15 protein-coding genes and 1 other annotated feature are annotated in these 15,041 nt (G+C 45.1%); of the genes, 11 read left to right on the top strand and 4 right to left on the bottom strand.

Annotated features, from left to right (window positions below; genetic code table 11):
* Positions 1–24 precede the first annotated feature (24 nt).
* Positions 25–1,200, bottom strand: coding sequence for a pyridoxal phosphate-dependent aminotransferase (locus DWB64_RS05715; protein WP_129487240.1), 1,176 nt, complete (start codon positions 1,198–1,200; stop codon positions 25–27).
* A 425-nt stretch (positions 1,201–1,625) separates the two neighbouring features.
* Here DWB64_RS05715 and DWB64_RS05710 point away from each other — a divergent pair, with 425 nt between their 5' ends.
* The 7 genes from DWB64_RS05710 to rsmI are packed head-to-tail and all read left to right on the top strand — an operon-like array spanning position 1,626 to position 7,686.
* Positions 1,626–2,108, top strand: coding sequence for a hypothetical protein (locus DWB64_RS05710; protein ID WP_129487239.1), 483 nt, complete (start codon positions 1,626–1,628; stop codon positions 2,106–2,108).
* Positions 2,098–3,453, top strand: a complete 1,356-nt coding sequence (locus DWB64_RS19555) for an aminotransferase class I/II-fold pyridoxal phosphate-dependent enzyme (RefSeq protein WP_129487238.1) — start codon at positions 2,098–2,100, stop codon at positions 3,451–3,453. The genes DWB64_RS05710 and DWB64_RS19555 overlap by 11 nt, the downstream gene beginning before the upstream one ends.
* A gap of 9 nt (positions 3,454–3,462) precedes the next feature.
* Positions 3,463–4,167 (top strand): thymidylate kinase, encoded by a 705-nt coding sequence (locus DWB64_RS05700; RefSeq protein WP_129487237.1) that lies wholly within the window; start codon positions 3,463–3,465, stop codon positions 4,165–4,167.
* Positions 4,160–5,116, top strand: coding sequence for a DNA polymerase III subunit delta' C-terminal domain-containing protein (locus DWB64_RS05695; RefSeq protein ID WP_164980255.1), 957 nt, complete (start codon positions 4,160–4,162; stop codon positions 5,114–5,116). Before DWB64_RS05700 ends, DWB64_RS05695 begins: the two co-directional genes overlap by 8 nt.
* Complete coding sequence (locus tag DWB64_RS05690; RefSeq protein ID WP_129487235.1) at positions 5,109–6,053, top strand: stage 0 sporulation family protein; 945 nt, start codon at positions 5,109–5,111, stop codon at positions 6,051–6,053. Before DWB64_RS05695 ends, DWB64_RS05690 begins: the two co-directional genes overlap by 8 nt.
* Positions 6,054–6,107: 54 nt before the next feature.
* Positions 6,108–6,866, top strand: coding sequence for a tRNA1(Val) (adenine(37)-N6)-methyltransferase (locus DWB64_RS05685; protein ID WP_129487234.1), 759 nt, complete (start codon positions 6,108–6,110; stop codon positions 6,864–6,866).
* Positions 6,867–6,870: 4 nt separating this feature from the next.
* Positions 6,871–7,686, top strand: coding sequence for a 16S rRNA (cytidine(1402)-2'-O)-methyltransferase (gene rsmI, locus DWB64_RS05680; protein ID WP_129487233.1), 816 nt, complete (start codon positions 6,871–6,873; stop codon positions 7,684–7,686).
* A gap of 58 nt (positions 7,687–7,744) precedes the next feature.
* On the opposite strand, the gene DWB64_RS05675 is transcribed toward rsmI, so the two are convergent.
* Together DWB64_RS05675 and DWB64_RS05670 are read right to left on the bottom strand one after the other, a co-directional pair.
* Entirely contained in the window at positions 7,745–7,987 is a 243-nt protein-coding gene (locus tag DWB64_RS05675; RefSeq protein ID WP_129487232.1) for an AbrB/MazE/SpoVT family DNA-binding domain-containing protein, read from the bottom strand.
* Between the two features lie 221 nt (positions 7,988–8,208).
* A complete protein-coding gene (locus DWB64_RS05670; protein WP_129487231.1) occupies positions 8,209–8,688 on the bottom strand; it encodes a hypothetical protein in 480 nt (159 codons plus the stop codon).
* A gap of 120 nt (positions 8,689–8,808) precedes the next feature.
* Between DWB64_RS05670 and DWB64_RS05665 the strand changes: the two genes are divergently transcribed.
* Positions 8,809–10,242, top strand: coding sequence for an NAD-dependent succinate-semialdehyde dehydrogenase (locus tag DWB64_RS05665; protein ID WP_129487230.1), 1,434 nt, complete (start codon positions 8,809–8,811; stop codon positions 10,240–10,242).
* Between the two features lie 44 nt (positions 10,243–10,286).
* Here DWB64_RS05665 and DWB64_RS05660 read toward each other — a convergent pair whose 3' ends face one another.
* A complete protein-coding gene (locus DWB64_RS05660; protein WP_129487229.1) occupies positions 10,287–10,688 on the bottom strand; it encodes a hypothetical protein in 402 nt (133 codons plus the stop codon).
* Positions 10,689–10,858: 170 nt separating this feature from the next.
* Positions 10,859–11,083, top strand: a binding site (T-box leader).
* Positions 11,084–11,132: 49 nt separating this feature from the next.
* Here DWB64_RS05660 and metG point away from each other — a divergent pair.
* The 3 genes from metG to DWB64_RS05645 all read left to right on the top strand — a co-directional run bounded on the left by metG (position 11,133) and on the right by DWB64_RS05645 (position 15,041).
* Positions 11,133–13,055 carry a methionine--tRNA ligase gene (gene metG, locus DWB64_RS05655; RefSeq protein WP_206736647.1) on the top strand — a complete coding sequence of 641 codons (1,923 nt, stop codon included), beginning with the start codon at positions 11,133–11,135 and terminating at the stop codon, positions 13,053–13,055.
* A gap of 154 nt (positions 13,056–13,209) precedes the next feature.
* Positions 13,210–13,977, top strand: coding sequence for a TatD family hydrolase (locus DWB64_RS05650; protein WP_129487227.1), 768 nt, complete (start codon positions 13,210–13,212; stop codon positions 13,975–13,977).
* An 8-nt stretch (positions 13,978–13,985) separates the two neighbouring features.
* Positions 13,986–15,041 (top strand): 3D domain-containing protein, encoded by a 1,056-nt coding sequence (locus tag DWB64_RS05645; protein ID WP_129487226.1) that lies wholly within the window; start codon positions 13,986–13,988, stop codon positions 15,039–15,041.

Raw genomic sequence — 15,041 nt, 5'->3', positions numbered from 1 at the left:
CCGCTGCCCTTGTATTTTATAGCTTTATAAAGTGTCTACTAAGTTTTTAAGTCGTTCGATGCCTTCCTTAATCGTATCAAGATCAGTAGCATAAGACATTCTGATGAAATCATCATGACCAAAAGCTACACCAGGAACGAAGGCGACCTTATACTCGTCAAGAAGTCGGTTGCAGACCGTCAAGGATAAGTCCTTTGAATCGATCTTGTCTCTGAGTGGACCGATGTTGATAAAGATGTAGAAGGCACCGTCTGGCTTAACGACGGATAATCCTTCAATGGCTTCTATCCACTCGATGGCTTGATCTTTTCTTTGCTTGTAGACGGATTTCATGTGGGCGATGTCGTCATCACAATTTGTCAGACCACCTATCGCGGCATATTGAGAAATGGTACTTGGGTGAGAAACAAGATGACCTTGAATTGAACCCATTCCCTTGGCAATATCCGCTCTGGACGCTGTGTAACCGACTCTCCAACCGGTCATGGAAACCGATTTGCTCAAACCGTTGATGGTGATCGTGATCTCTTTTATCTCTTCTGAAAGCGAGGCGATGGATGTGAATTCATCCAAGTAGCACATGCGCTCATAGATTTCATCGGCAATGATATAGATGCCATGCTGCACACAAATGTCAGCGAGCGCTTTAAGCTCATCTTTTGTGTAAACGGCGCCAGTCGGATTCGAAGGATTTGTGATGAAGATGGCTTTGGTCTTATCGGTAATCGCATTTCTCAACTCTTGCGGCTTCAGCTTGAAGTTGTTCTCGAATTCAGTCTCTACAAATACAGGCACGCCTTCTGTCAGCTTGACCATCTCCGGATAGCTTACCCAGTAAGGGATAGGTACGATGACTTCATCACCTGGGTTTGTAATAGCCATGAGAGTATTCGTGATGGAGTGTTTCGCACCACTGGAAACCACGATTTCCTCCGGTCTATAGCTAATCGAATTCTCTTTCTCGAGTTTTTTGCAAATGGCTTGTCTCAGTTCCAATACGCCGGTGGCGGCATCGTATTTTGTCTTGTTGGAGTGTATGGCTTCGATTGCTGAGTCTTTCGCTCCATCTGGAGTGAAGAAGTCCGGTTCGCCGATGCTAAGATTCAATACTTCTATTCCAGCACGACTTAGTTCCTTTACCTTCGTACTGATACCTAATGTCATTGACGGTGTAATATTATTTACTCTGTTTGATAACATGAAATCCCTCCAGTAATTGGTCTTGGTTTACTATCACAAGAGTAACAGAAATCAAACTACTTGAAAAGGCGATTAAAAAGGAATTTCGACCTAAAATTTAAAATACAAAAGTAATTCATCTTATTGCTTTTATTTATATGATTATTAACTTAATGAAACTTTTTATACATGGGATTAAACGTTTTTGACCATCGATTCAAAAGTTAAGAGAGTGGTTTTATTTATACACCAAATGTGTCATACTTAAGGGTAATGATTAGAGAAAACGAGGTTGATAAAATAATGAATCAAGTGAATCTTTTAATAGGTGGAATCATCGTATTTGTATTCGCATATTTAGTGATGTGGTTTTGGTATCATGCACTGCCTGAAACACGTTCCCCAAAAAAGAGAAGACGTAGATAAACCACATACTGGAGGCTTACATGTTACTGAAACAGTCGATTGAAAAGAAATCAATAAGTTTTTTTTGGATACTTATCGCAATCATCTTGCTGCTGATGGCGATAGAGGGTGTGGATATCGTCCTTATCGGGTTTTCACCTCTTGTGCGGTCCTTGGGATCGCTCGTCATGTTTATCGCATGCGTTTATTTCTGTTACCAGCTCATCTACTTCAGACTTGCGGAGTTCCACTACCGTATCGTGGCGGATGACCTGGTTTTTGAAAGAGTGGTAGGAAGATCGAACCACGCATTTATTACCATGAAACCCGATGAAGTCATCAATGTGGAAGCCTATCATAAGCAAAAAATCGCAAAGCGTGATATCTTCACAAACAGCTTGAATAAGAAACATTGGCTTGTATTGACCTTTAAAAAAGAGGGTCGGGTCAGACAGATCATCATAGAACCGCAAAAGGATATCAGAGTCTATTTGGAAAGCTTGGTACCGAAACATGTTTCGTGATGACCTGATGAAGGTCCTGAAGAAGGATTTGATTTCCGCACACATGCCTGGACATAAATATAAGCGTATCCATGGTGGAAATCTGCTTAAGATGGATACTACAGAAATTGAGGGAACGGACAATCTACATCATCCCACGGGAATCATAAAAAAAGCGATGGATCATGCAAGGGATGCCTATGGAAGTGATGCCACGCACTTTTTAGTGGGTGGATCGACGGTTGGAATACTCGCCGCGATCATGGGATCGACAAAGAGAGGCGAGCAAATTCTCGTTGGAAGAGACTGCCATCAGTCTGTATACCACGCTTGTATGCTGAAAGGTTTGACCTATGAGACGGTCGGGCCGATCTGGAGTTCGAGCGGAACCATTGAGGGATATGAGGAACAGGCGATACTGGACTGCTTAGCGAAGAACGAATCGATTAAGGTCGTGGTGATCACTTCTCCGAGTTACTACGGCTATACGACAGACCTTGGTTCTGTAGTCGAGCTGATGGATAAAAGAGAAGGCATCGTGATTGTCGACGAGGCGCATGGCGCACACCTTAATTTCAGCTCTAAAAGTCGCGTTTCCGCGCTTAATATGGGGGCGCATATCGTTGTGCAAAGTACTCATAAGACCCTGCCCGCGATGACCCAGACAGGTGTGATACATTTTAAAAATGCGCATAGATGCTATTCGGGAGTTACCGAGTATCTGAAGATATTGCAATCGAGTTCACCAAGTTATGTGCTGATCGCCTCCATAGACGAAGCCATCCATTATATGGTCGACAACAGACAGAGGCAAGACAATCTTTTCGGCCATATCGTGGAACTTAAGGCTACTAGATTAAAAAGATGGCTAAGTGGAGTAAAAGAGCAGGATGATCCCTTTAAGATCTGGCTGCATACCGCTCCTGTAGGTTATACAGGATATGAGATCAACCAACTGCTCATAAGCCATGGCATCTACTGTGAGCTAAGCAACCATAGCGGTGTTCTGCTGTACTTAAGTATCATGAATACAGAAGCCGAACTTGAAGCCATTGCGGATGTACTTGATGGCGTGGTCATGAAAACACCCCTTGCGCCGATTAGGGTGATGTATCCGGCACCGATACGTCTTTACGACAAGGACCAACTAGATAGACTCTGTGAGGAAGTGGTCAACCTAGATGATGCGGCTGGAAAAGTGGCTGCCCAGAGAATCGTGCCATATCCGCCGGGTATTCCACTTATCATGCCTGGTGAACTGATCACTGAGGAACACGTTACAATCATCAGGGGACTGATGGGCGACCATCATGAAATCATCGGTATGGAGATGGAAAGAGAGAACATCAGAGTTGTCAGTAGATGAGGAGAGATTATGGGACTTTTAATTACGATAGAAGCAAACGACGGAAGCGGCAAGGAAACGCAAAGCAAGAGACTGCTAAAACGATTGACCGATGAGGGTTATCCTGTGCGACTGGTTTCGTTTCCAAATTATGAAAGCGAGTCCTCCGCCCTTGTGAAAATGTACCTGAAAGGCGATTTCGGTCAAAATGCGGATGATGTGAGCCCGTTCGCGTCCTCGGTATTTTTCGCGGTTGACCGCTTCGCTTCCTATAAAAAGGAATGGTCTGATTTTTACGCTGAAGGCGGAATTGTCATAGCTGACAGATATACCACTGCGAACATGGTGCATCAATCCACTAAATTCGAGAGTGTGGAGGAAGTGGATAAGTTTCTGATGTGGTTGGAGAACTTCGAATATGAGCTAATGGGTATTCCTAGACCTGATTTGACCTTCTTTCTCGATGTTCCTGTAGAGCATTCGATTGCAGTAATCGAGAAAAGAGCGAACAAGATAGACGGTTCGGAAGTAAAGGACATTCATGAAAGAGACCACAGCCACCTCAGTCGCGCCTATGAGGCGTCTAAGCATATAGGCGAGCTCTTTGGATGGCATAGGATCGAATGCATGTTAGATCGTGAGTTCAGACCCATTGACGCCATCCATGAGGATATCTACCGTGTGGTGGGTAAACTGCTTAAAGAACGTTTTCAAGTGGAGCGCAGCGATGTTTGATTCGATTATGGGACATCAAAGGCAAAAAGAATATTTTGAGCAAATAGTGCACGAGGACCGGTATGCGCATGCCTATTGTTTTGAAGGCATCAAAGGCATAGGAAAGTTCACCTTTGCAAAATCGCTGGCAAAATATCTGCTTTGTGGAGAAAATGAAGCCTTAAGGGCGAAGTTCGAATCGGGCAACCACCCGGACATATTGGTGGTCGCTCCAACGGGCGCATCCATAAAGACGGAGCAAATAGATGAGATTCATGGATATGTTCATGTAAAACCCTATCTTTCCGATATGAAAATTGTCATCATCGACGAGTCCGCCCTGATGACGGAGCAGGCACAAAACAAAATGCTCAAACTGATTGAAGAACCCCCGGGACATGCTATGGTTATCCTGATCGCAGACAACATCACGCGTCTGCTTCCTACCATAAGAAGCCGTGTGATACGAATCGCATTCAATCCGATTCCTGACAAGGGCATCCTAGAACTGATCGAGAAAGACAACATGGAACTTGATCATGAACTGGTTTCCATCGCCCAAGGGAGTTATGGAAAGTATCTGAAATGGTCAACAGATGATGTGTTTGCAAAAGGAGTAAGAGAGCTGTACCAGTTGCTTTGCGGCCTTTTGATGAATAAGCCTGAAAAATGGTTGCCGCTGGTACCTGTATTTGAAAATCTGAAAAACGACTGCGACGACCTGCTTGACCTGATACTCATCTGGCTACAGGATGTGTTGCTTTTAAAAGAAGGAGTTTCAAGCGAATATTTACGTCTTGGGGCTGAGCGCGAAAGCATGATACAATGTAGTAAGAAATTAAGTATCCCATGCATCACAAAATCCATGGGTGCGGTTGAAGAAGCAAAAGTCGCTATTAAACGTCAGCAAAATTATATTCTGGTAACAGAAGCTATGCTGTATAAAATACAGGAGGCAGTAAATGGTTAAGGTCATAGGAGTAAGGTTTAAAAAAGCTGGTAAGATCTATTATTTTGATCCAGGTGATTTCGAGATAAAAAAAGATGACGGTGTGATCGTCGAAACGGTCCGCGGTATCGAGTTTGGCATGGTGGTTGTCGGCATCAAGGAAATCGCGGAAGAAGAGCTTGTGTCACCACTGAAAAAGGTGGTCAGAATCGCAACGGAAGAAGATTCGATGGCGCACGAGCAAAACAAGGAAAAAGCGCTTGACGCCTTTGAACTATGCGTCGAGAAAATCAAAGAACATAACTTGGACATGAAGCTTGTGGATGTGGAATACACGTTCGACAACAATAAAGTGATATTCTATTTTACAGCGGATGGACGAGTGGATTTTAGAGAACTGGTGAAGGACCTTGCGTCGATCTTCAGAACTCGAATCGAACTTAGACAAATCGGAGTGCGCGACGAAGCGAAAATGCTCAACGGAATAGGCCAGTGCGGTTATCAGCTGTGCTGTGCGACTTGGCTTGGTGATTTTGTTCCCGTTTCGATTAAAATGGCCAAGGATCAAAGCCTTTCGCTCAATCCGACTAAGATTTCGGGAATTTGCGGACGACTCATGTGCTGCCTACGATATGAGTACGATACCTACAGAGAGCTCAACAAAGAACTTCCTAAGCAGGGTGAGACGGTCAAGACACCTGACGGACCGGCTGTCGTGTTCAATGTAAGCGTACTTAAAGAGATGGTGAAGGTAAAATTACTGACAGGCAACCAGACCAAAAGTGGCCATCCAGAACTCAGCGATGACTTTTTTGAGTATCACAACAGTTTAATCCTTCGTGAAGACCGCAAACGTGTCAAGCAAGGAAAAAAATCTTGCGAGGACGGAAACTGCAAGGGAAAATCAGATGAAACCGTAATAGTTGAAGATCAACCGGATGAGGTTTTTGATAAGTAACGATCATGAAGAGACTCTAGGTAGACTTAGAGTCTCTTCTTATGAGGTGGTAGCATGTTAAAAGACGGTGAAAGACTGGATGATCTGCAAGTAAACGGACTTCAGATCATTCAAAACAAGAAATGGTTCAGTTTCGGCATCGACGCCGTGTTGCTTGCCAATTGGACTGAAATAAGAAAAAACAACCAAGTGATGGATCTTGGAACAGGTACCGCAATCGTTCCCCTGTTGATCGTAGGAAAATCCGATGCGAAACATATCACAGGAGTCGAGTTACAAGCCGAAGTGGCTGAAATGGCGGATAGGACTGTGAAGCACAACAAGCTTTCAGATCGAATCACCATTGTGACCGGCGACATAAAAGAGGTTCCGACCACTTTTTCAAAAGGATGTATGGACGTGGTCACATCGAACCCACCCTACTTTAAAGTCAACGGGGGAATCAAGAACGAATCGGATTATAAGACGATTTCAAGACATGAGGTGGCTTGTTCCTTAGAGGATATCTTTAAAGCCGCATTCCACGTGCTCAAGCCCAACGGTAGGTTCTACCTGGTACATCGACCGGACCGACTGGTGGATATCGTGGAGATAGCAAGAAAAATGAGGCTCGAACCCAAACGGATCCAGTTTGTTCAGCCTAAGTTCAATTCCAGACCCAATATCATGCTGATGAAGTTTGTGAAATATGGCAACCACGAGCTAAAGTTCGAGGATCCGATTGTCGTCTATGATGAGGATGGTGGATATACCGAGATGATCTACTCCATCTATAGGAATGCGAGTATCACCGTCTTTGGAGAAAAGGAGTGACAACATGCTTTATATTTGCCCTACGCCTATCGGAAACTTAGGCGATATGACCTACAGAGCAGTCGAAACGTTGAAGTCTGTGGATGAGATCGCATGCGAGGATACACGCGTGACGGTAAAATTACTCAATCATTTTGAAATAAAGAAGCATCTTTTCAGTTACCATGAACACAATGAAAAGGCGATGACAGAAAAAATCATTGAAAAATTAAGAAGCGGTATGGATATCGCACTCGTCAGCGACGCGGGCATGCCTGGTATTTCGGATCCTGGGGAGGAACTGATCAAGGCCTGTATTAGGGAAAACATCGAGTACACGGTTTTGCCGGGGGCAAGCGCAGCTGTCACAGCAGTGATCGCTTCGAACATGCAGACCCAACCCTTCCATTACGAGGGATTTTTAGACAGGCAAAGGCGAAAAAAACATTTGGAGAAACTCAAGGGAATCACAGCGACGCTGGTCTTTTACGAGTCGCCCCATCGAATTCTGAAAGCGCTTGAGGATATGCTCGAAGTCCTAGGCGACAGGAACATCACACTTGGTAGGGAACTTACAAAAAAGTATGAGACCTATTTCCACACGACCGTCTCAGAAGCCATAAGGCACTATGAGCAGACACCGCCAAAAGGCGAGTTCGTCGTGGTTGTAGAAGGCTATAAGGAAATCAAGGAAGAGATGACTTTGGAAGAGGCCATTGATGAAGTCCACAAAAGAGTCCTTGGCGGTGAAAGACAAAAGGAAGTCGTCAAAGAACTTGCCAAAGTTTACGGAGTTGACCGCCAGGAGCTTTATAAGGCGACTGCAAACCAAGAGCGATAAGGAACATACAAAAAGGACAGCATCGTAAAGATGCTGTCCTTTGCTGATTGAATTGGAATTATAAGTTGCCAATCTTAGTGATACACTCTGGACAAATGTTCTTACCCATTAAGTTTGTAACACCTTTTGCTTGACCGCAGAAGATGCAAGCAGGCTCATACTTTTTAAGAATGATCGTATCAGATTCTGTGAAGATTTCTAGCGCGTCTTTCTCGCCAATGGATAGTGTTCTTCTCAACTCGATCGGAATTACAACACGACCTAGTTCGTCCACTTTTCTAACAATACCGGTTGATTTCATAATGTTCTCCTCCTTAACTAATTTGACAAATCTCGACAAATTTCTCACTTAAAATAGTAACAAGATTGACATAAAAAGTCAAGACTTACTCAAAAACTAATTAGTAACCGAACTGAAAATCTTTATCATTTAAATTTTAAGTGATTCAGTATCTAATTACCCTCAAAATCTGGTAATAAACAAAGACTGACAAAATAGGTAAGGTTTCGGTCGAAAAAAGATCACTCGGATTTTGGTTTGATCACTTCGGCAACGATATCGAATTCGGCTTCTTCTTTGCCTTTGTGTTTCTTGCTAAAGCTGTCGACAAGCTTATGGACGTTATTGACTGTTTTGTACGCGCTGACGATCGCTTCGTTCACAGGATTGTTGTTCTTTATGGTTTCTGTGACGCTTTCTGAAGTTTCGGCGATATTGTCCACTGTGGGTCTAAACGTTTTTGCGGCGTGTGTCACTTCGGTCGTCACTTCTTGAACATTCTTCGTGATCTGAGGCACTTCGTTGAGTGTCAGGTTGATGTTCTCGCGATTTTCAGCTACGATCGCCCTGAAATCCCTTACCGCCTGATAAGCTTTAAAAAGAATGGCGATGATCATGCCTACTGCGACGATCATAAAGATCCAAAACACAGATAAAAGCAAGTCCTTCATACTAATGGTAATCATCATGTCGCTTGATGCCAATTGTGTAAACATATTCATAAGTCACCTCTCCTAAAATTATTCTATTATCAGTATATGCCTAATTATTTGCTTGTTCAAACGTTTCTAGTATAATTTAGTTAAGAATTGGATTAAAACACAAAAAAAGAGGAGATTGCGATGAACGGAAGACTATATATCAAAGGCGAATTCAAAGATGCGCAGTTCAATAGGAAATTTACGGTGAACAACCCCTACACGCTGTCTGCGATAGGAGAACAGGCCAGCGCGTCTGTAAGCGACTGCGAAGAGGCGGTCGACGCCGCATATGACGCGTTTTGCAGTTACAAGAAATCAAACGGCTATGAACGCGCCGTTCTTTTAAGAAAGCTTTATGCCCTGATGGTCGAACACGAATCGGAGCTTGCGGCCATCATGACTGAGGAACAGGGAAAACCATACACAGAAGCGATCGGTGAAGTCAGGTACGCCGCAAGCTATGTGCAGTGGTACGCTGAAGAAGCCATCAGGATAAAAGGCGACCTTTTGGAACCCACGCACAGCAGCATGAGACTCAAGGTGCTCAAAGAACCGATAGGACCTGTCGGGATCATCACCCCATGGAACTTTCCACTTGCGATGTTTGTCAGAAAAATGGCTCCCGCACTCGCTGCAGGATGTACGGTCATCGTTAAACCTGCAGAACAGACTCCTTTTACTGCGGTGAAGTTCTTTGAGCTGCTAGACAGGGCAGGCTTTGACAAAGGCGTCTGCCAACTGCTGACTGGGGATGCCGCGCTCATCGGTAAGGTGTTGATGGATGACGAGAGAATCCGCAAGATTTCATTTACAGGATCAACCGAAGTAGGTAAGCTTCTAGCCAGTCAGGCAGGAAAAACACTCAAGAAGCTATCTCTCGAACTTGGAGGACATGCGCCGCTGATCGTTTTTGAGGATGCGGATCTTGAGAAGGCGGTTCAGGGAACGCTCGATTCAAAATTCAGAAACTGTGGTCAGGTTTGTATCGCTACCAACAGGGTGCTCGTACACGAAAGCATAGTAGAGGCTTACACGGAAAGATTGCTTGTCAAGGTGCGTGAGCTCAAGGTCGGTAACGGACAAGAGGCGGTGGATATGGGACCGATCATCGACGAGGCGGGTTTTGACAAAATCTCAAGGCATGTCGATGATGCAGTAAATCGGGGTGCGACCTGCCTGTTGGGCGGTAAAGGATTTAGGCAGGACGTGACCGAGGGAGGTTTCTTGTACCCGCCGACGGTACTTGCAGGTGTGACGGGTGAGATGCTCATCGCTAATGAGGAAACGTTTGGACCGGTCGTTCCGATCATCACGTTTAAAACGGAAGAGGAAGCCGTCAGGATCGCCAATGATACTCCATACGGTTTGTCGGCCTATGCCTTCACAGAAGGTCTCAGCCGTGCGACAAGAGTCTCTGAGGCGCTCGAGTACGGCATGATAGGTATCAACACCGGAAGGATCAGCACTGCGCAAGCGCCCTTTGGCGGGGTTAAGATGAGCGGTTATGGAAGAGAAGGCGGCACCTACGGAATTGAGGAATACCTTCAGCTCAAATATATTGGAATTGAAATCTAAACAATAAAAAAACCACTCAATCCCTTTGAGTGGTTTTGACTGTTTTAACTCATCATTCCGTGCAGCTGGTAACTTTCACCGTTGATAGTCACTTTTTTCGCTTCAATTAAAATGCTGGCTTCATCTGTGTTAAGTATCACGTTGGGCTGGGAGAGCATGGTTTCTTCTCGTGTGCCGTCTTCGTATTCGTCTACTGCCACGAATTCTCCGTAACCGTTGTCAAAGAAAGTGATCGGATGTTTGATGCCTGTCTCCTCATACATGGAATCCAGGAATTTCTCATCTAAAAAGAAATAGGTGTCGACATGTGAGAATTCCACATCGTGTATGCTTTCATATTTATCTAGGAATTGAACAGCTACCCTTTTTTCTTCCGTTTGGAAAGACAGCTTGCTGATTTTATTTAGGTTTAAATCATTTAGTATCTCAGTCACTCGTTTTGTCAATTGTTTTCCTCCTTGAGCATTTGTCCTGTATAGTTTTATCACACAATCGTGAGGTACACAAGTCAAAATATCATTAAAAGAAAGAAATATCTAGTATCGACCGTGGTTTTCACCTCAAGCGGATAAGTACATTGACAATCCTCAAAGCGCTGTGATAAACTGTAATCACTTTAAAGGCAATGATGGGAAGAGTAGAGATGGATTTGTCCTACAGAGAGTTATCGAATTGGTGAAAGATAACGGCGATGAAGTGTTGAAGATGGCCCCGGAGCTGTTTTACTGAAATTCGAGTAGGTAAGAACGTTGGTGAACGTTAGCACACATGCACATTGCGACGAGGGCTGCGAACTTTGCAGAACTAGGGTGGTACCGCGGAGTTTACTTCCGTCCCTATTGGGATTGGGAGTTTTTTGTTTTTTTGAATGAAAACGAGGAGTGTGTCAAATGAGTAAGGGAAAATTTTATTTAACAACGGCGATTGCGTATACATCGAAAATTCCACACATAGGAAACGTTTATGAAGCGATTCTATCCGATGCGCTTGTACGTTTTAAGAAGGAACAGGGATATGACACGTACTTTCTGACAGGTACGGACGAGCATGGACAAAAAATCCAAGAACAAGCCGAAGAAATGGGAAAAACGCCTCAGGAGCACGTGGATGAGATCGCGGGAGAAATTAAAAGAATCTGGGATCTTGTGAACGTGGACTACGACCAGTTCATACGCACCACTGACGACAAGCACAAGGACGTGGTCAAAAAGATCTACAAGAAACTTTATGACAAAGGCGATATCTATAAGGGGAAATACGAGGGATGGTACTGTACCCCTGACGAATCCTTCTGGACGGAATCACAGCTTGTGGATGGAAACTGCCCGGACTGCGGTCGTCCTGTTCAAAAATCGAGCGAAGAGGCTTACTTCTTAAAGCTATCGAAATATCAGAAACAGCTGGAAGAACATATTGAGAAGCATCCTGAGTTCATCTGGCCCGAGGCCAGAAAGAACGAGATGCTCAACAACTTCATCAAACCTGGGCTTCAGGACCTTTGCGTATCCCGTACGTCCTTCTCTTGGGGAGTACCGCTTGAATTTGATGAGGGACATGTCTCCTACGTATGGATCGACGCGCTTTCAAACTATATTTCGGCAATCGGATTCGATCCGGACGGATCTTCCGAGCAGTTTAAAAAACTTTGGCCGGCAGATGTGCATATCATCGGCAAGGACATCGTTCGTTTTCACACGATCTACTGGCCGATCATCTTGATGGGGCTTGAAGTCGAACTGCCTAAGCAGGTCTACGGACATCCGTGGCTGCTCGTCGGTAAGGATAAGATGAGCAAATCAAGAGGAAATGCGATCTTCACAGACGATCTTGTGGACCTATTCGGAGTGGACGCGGTGCGTTATTACGTCTTAAGGGAAATGCCTTTTGCCAATGACGGTACGATCACCTACGAGATGATGATCGGTAGAATCAACACGGATCTTGCGAATGTGCTTGGAAACCTTGTCAACAGAACTGTGGCGATGGTTCAAAAATACTTTGACGGAGTCATACAGGCGCCGACTGCTATTGGTGAGTTCGACAAGGAACTCGAAGCGCTTGCGCTGGAGACCCCTAAAAAGGTGGAAGAACTTGTCGATGCGTACAGAATCGCCGACGCCCTAGAAGAAATCTGGACGCTGCTTAGACGCAGCAACAAATACATCGATGAGACAACACCTTGGATCCTTGCAAAGAACGAAGAGGACAAGGAACGGTTGGGCACTGTGCTTTACAACCTTTTGGAGTCGATCAGGATTTCTGCGATTCTATTGAAATCGTTCATTCCGGATACGGCCGATAGGATTCTCGAGCAGATCAACGCGACTACCACAAGTTATGACTCGATCAGTTCCTTTGACGGAACCGTGGTGGGAGATAGCGTCGGCAAGGCAGAAGTCTTGTTCGCCCGTATGGACGAAGCTAAAAAGATGGAAGAGGTCGAAGCGATCCGTGCGAAATACGGGGAACCAGAACCTGAGAAGCTGGAACTTAAAGAAGAAATCACAATCGATGATTTTGCAAAGCTTGACCTTAGGGTCGCTGAGATCCTGTCGGCCGAAAAGCATCCGAAGGCCGACAAGCTATTGGTGCTTCAGGTGCAGGTGGGTCCCGAAAAGCGTCAGGTGGTCTCTGGAATCTCCAAGTTCTACAAGCCGGAAGAGCTAGTGGGCGAGAAGGTGATTCTTGTGGCAAATCTGAAGCCTGTAATACTAAGGGGGATCGAGTCCCAAGGCATGATTCTTGCGGCTTCGACTGACGATAAGCTGAAACTTGCAAATGTGGATATGGAAAGCGGAACGGTCGTTTCGTAGTTAACAGGTTTAGGGCAGCGCGAGCTGCCCTTTTTATTTTTCGCGATTTTAAGATAAGAGAGAAATGAAATTAGCTAAAAGTATGATGTTGTGATAAAATATTCATTGTTTAAACGTACAGCCTATATTAATAGTAACAAGAGAGGAGCATCTTATGCTTTTTGATTCACATACACACCTTGATGACAGACGATTTGACGACGACCGTGACCAGGTAATCAAAAGAGCTTTGGACCGTGGGGTCGAGCTGATGATGAATCCTGGTGCCGACCTTGCGAGTAGCAAGCGTGCGGTGGAGCTTGCAAAAAAATACGACATGGTCTATGCGGCGGTCGGAGTACATCCGCACGATGCGAAGGATGTCGATCAGATGGTACTTGAGATGATCGAGCAGCTTGCCAAAGAGGATAAGGTAAAGGCGATCGGCGAGATCGGTCTTGATTACCACTACGACAATTCTCCAAGAGATATTCAAAAGCAAGTCTTTATCGAACAAATAAGGATGGCACAGACCTTGGGACTTCCGATCATCATCCATGACAGGGAGGCCAATCAGGATGTGCTGGATATTTTGAAAAAGGAGCAGGCCTTTGAGACAGGCGTTTTGATGCACTGCTTCTCCGGAAGTGCAGAACTTGCCAAGCAATACGTCAAACTCGGCGCGTATCTTTCAATCGCAGGACCCTTGACGTACAAAAATGCGAGAAAAAGCCACGAAGTGGTCGAAGCGGTGCCGCTAGACAGGCTGATGATAGAAACGGATGCGCCTTATCTGACACCCATGCCCTTTAGAGGAAGAAGAAACGAGCCCGCCTATGTTCATTTCGTGTGCGAGGAGATGGCCAAGCTAAAGGGTGTGACATATGAGGAAGTCGCAGCCGCAACCAAAGAGAATGCAAAACGGTTTTTTAAAATCAAGTAGGTGAGAAGATGAAAAAGCGGTTACCGTGGCAACTTCCGATACTGATTGTCTGTATCATGTTGTCAATCGGTCTTGGGTTAAAAGTAGTGCTGATGGCACATTATACGATTGAAGACGGCAATGTGGTCTATGATGTCTATACCATACATCACCGTGTGGATAGGATTCTAGAGCTTTCAAAGGTCACTATCGAGTCCTATGATAAATTATCACACGGACTAGGGGATAAGCTTAAAAAAAATGAACGGATTGTCATTGAACGGGCCAAGCAGGTTACCATCCAGACAGGAGAACATCTTCAGACCGTCTATACGACAGGCAGGCGGGTCGCCGATATCCTGATGGACGCGAATATCGTCTTGACAGACCTCGATAGGGTCAGACCCGGATTGAAGGCTCCAGTTGCAGCAGGTGAAGTCATCTATCTGGACCGTGTGCAAAAAGAGCACAGCGAAAAGGTGCTTGAAACGACAGCGCCCATCCTTTACAAAGTCAGCAGTGAACTGGAAGCTGGAACTACCAAACTGGTGAGCGACGGATCTAGCGGTCAAAGAATCGTCAAGATCAACGAGTATATGGAAAACGGGCAGTGGTTCCAATCCGAAATCGTCGGCGACTCACAGATCAGTCTACCGACTTCTAGAGTCTATCAGTTGGGGAAAGAAAATCTATTTGTCACACCTACGGGAGCGCCATATGCCGTGAAGGCGGTTTATACGATGCAGGCGACAGCATATGACCTGTCGTTCGCAAGTTGTGGGAAATATCCCGACCATCCGCTTTATGGAATCACAAGATCGGGAACGCATGCAAGACCCGGCGTAGTGGCTGTGGATCCCAAGGTAGTGCCGCTTGGAAGCGTGCTCTATGTCGAGTCGCTCGATTACACAAGAGATTATGGATTTTCATCCGCAGAGGATACAGGCGGAGCCATCAAGGGAAATCGCATCGATTTGTTTATTGGAGACAACTCATCAGCAAGACGCTATGGAAGACGAAATGTCAGAGTCTATGTACTCGATGAAAAGGTAGAGGATCATTTAATTGTCGGTTATGGAAAATAA

The sequence above is a fragment of the Fusibacter sp. A1 genome (assembly GCF_004125825.1).
Classification (GTDB): Bacteria; Bacillota; Clostridia; order Peptostreptococcales; family Acidaminobacteraceae; genus QQWI01.
This window is presented reverse-complemented; position numbering and strand designations above follow the sequence as displayed.

Bases quoted from the DNA above. Each gene is read 5' to 3' on its own strand.
- DWB64_RS05715 (WP_129487240.1), bottom strand. From the start codon at position 1,200: ATGTTATCAAACAGAGTAAATAATATTACACCGTCAATGACATTAGGT.
- DWB64_RS05710 (WP_129487239.1), top strand. From the start codon at position 1,626: ATGTTACTGAAACAGTCGATTGAAAAGAAATCAATAAGTTTTTTTTGG.
- DWB64_RS19555 (WP_129487238.1), top strand. From the start codon at position 2,098: ATGTTTCGTGATGACCTGATGAAGGTCCTGAAGAAGGATTTGATTTCC.
- DWB64_RS05700 (WP_129487237.1), top strand. From the start codon at position 3,463: ATGGGACTTTTAATTACGATAGAAGCAAACGACGGAAGCGGCAAGGAA.
- DWB64_RS05695 (WP_164980255.1), top strand. From the start codon at position 4,160: ATGTTTGATTCGATTATGGGACATCAAAGGCAAAAAGAATATTTTGAG.
- DWB64_RS05690 (WP_129487235.1), top strand. From the start codon at position 5,109: ATGGTTAAGGTCATAGGAGTAAGGTTTAAAAAAGCTGGTAAGATCTAT.
- DWB64_RS05685 (WP_129487234.1), top strand. From the start codon at position 6,108: ATGTTAAAAGACGGTGAAAGACTGGATGATCTGCAAGTAAACGGACTT.
- rsmI (WP_129487233.1), top strand. From the start codon at position 6,871: ATGCTTTATATTTGCCCTACGCCTATCGGAAACTTAGGCGATATGACC.
- DWB64_RS05675 (WP_129487232.1), bottom strand. From the start codon at position 7,987: ATGAAATCAACCGGTATTGTTAGAAAAGTGGACGAACTAGGTCGTGTT.
- DWB64_RS05670 (WP_129487231.1), bottom strand. From the start codon at position 8,688: ATGAATATGTTTACACAATTGGCATCAAGCGACATGATGATTACCATT.
- DWB64_RS05665 (WP_129487230.1), top strand. From the start codon at position 8,809: ATGAACGGAAGACTATATATCAAAGGCGAATTCAAAGATGCGCAGTTC.
- metG (WP_206736647.1), top strand. From the start codon at position 11,133: ATGAGTAAGGGAAAATTTTATTTAACAACGGCGATTGCGTATACATCG.
- DWB64_RS05650 (WP_129487227.1), top strand. From the start codon at position 13,210: ATGCTTTTTGATTCACATACACACCTTGATGACAGACGATTTGACGAC.
- DWB64_RS05645 (WP_129487226.1), top strand. From the start codon at position 13,986: ATGAAAAAGCGGTTACCGTGGCAACTTCCGATACTGATTGTCTGTATC.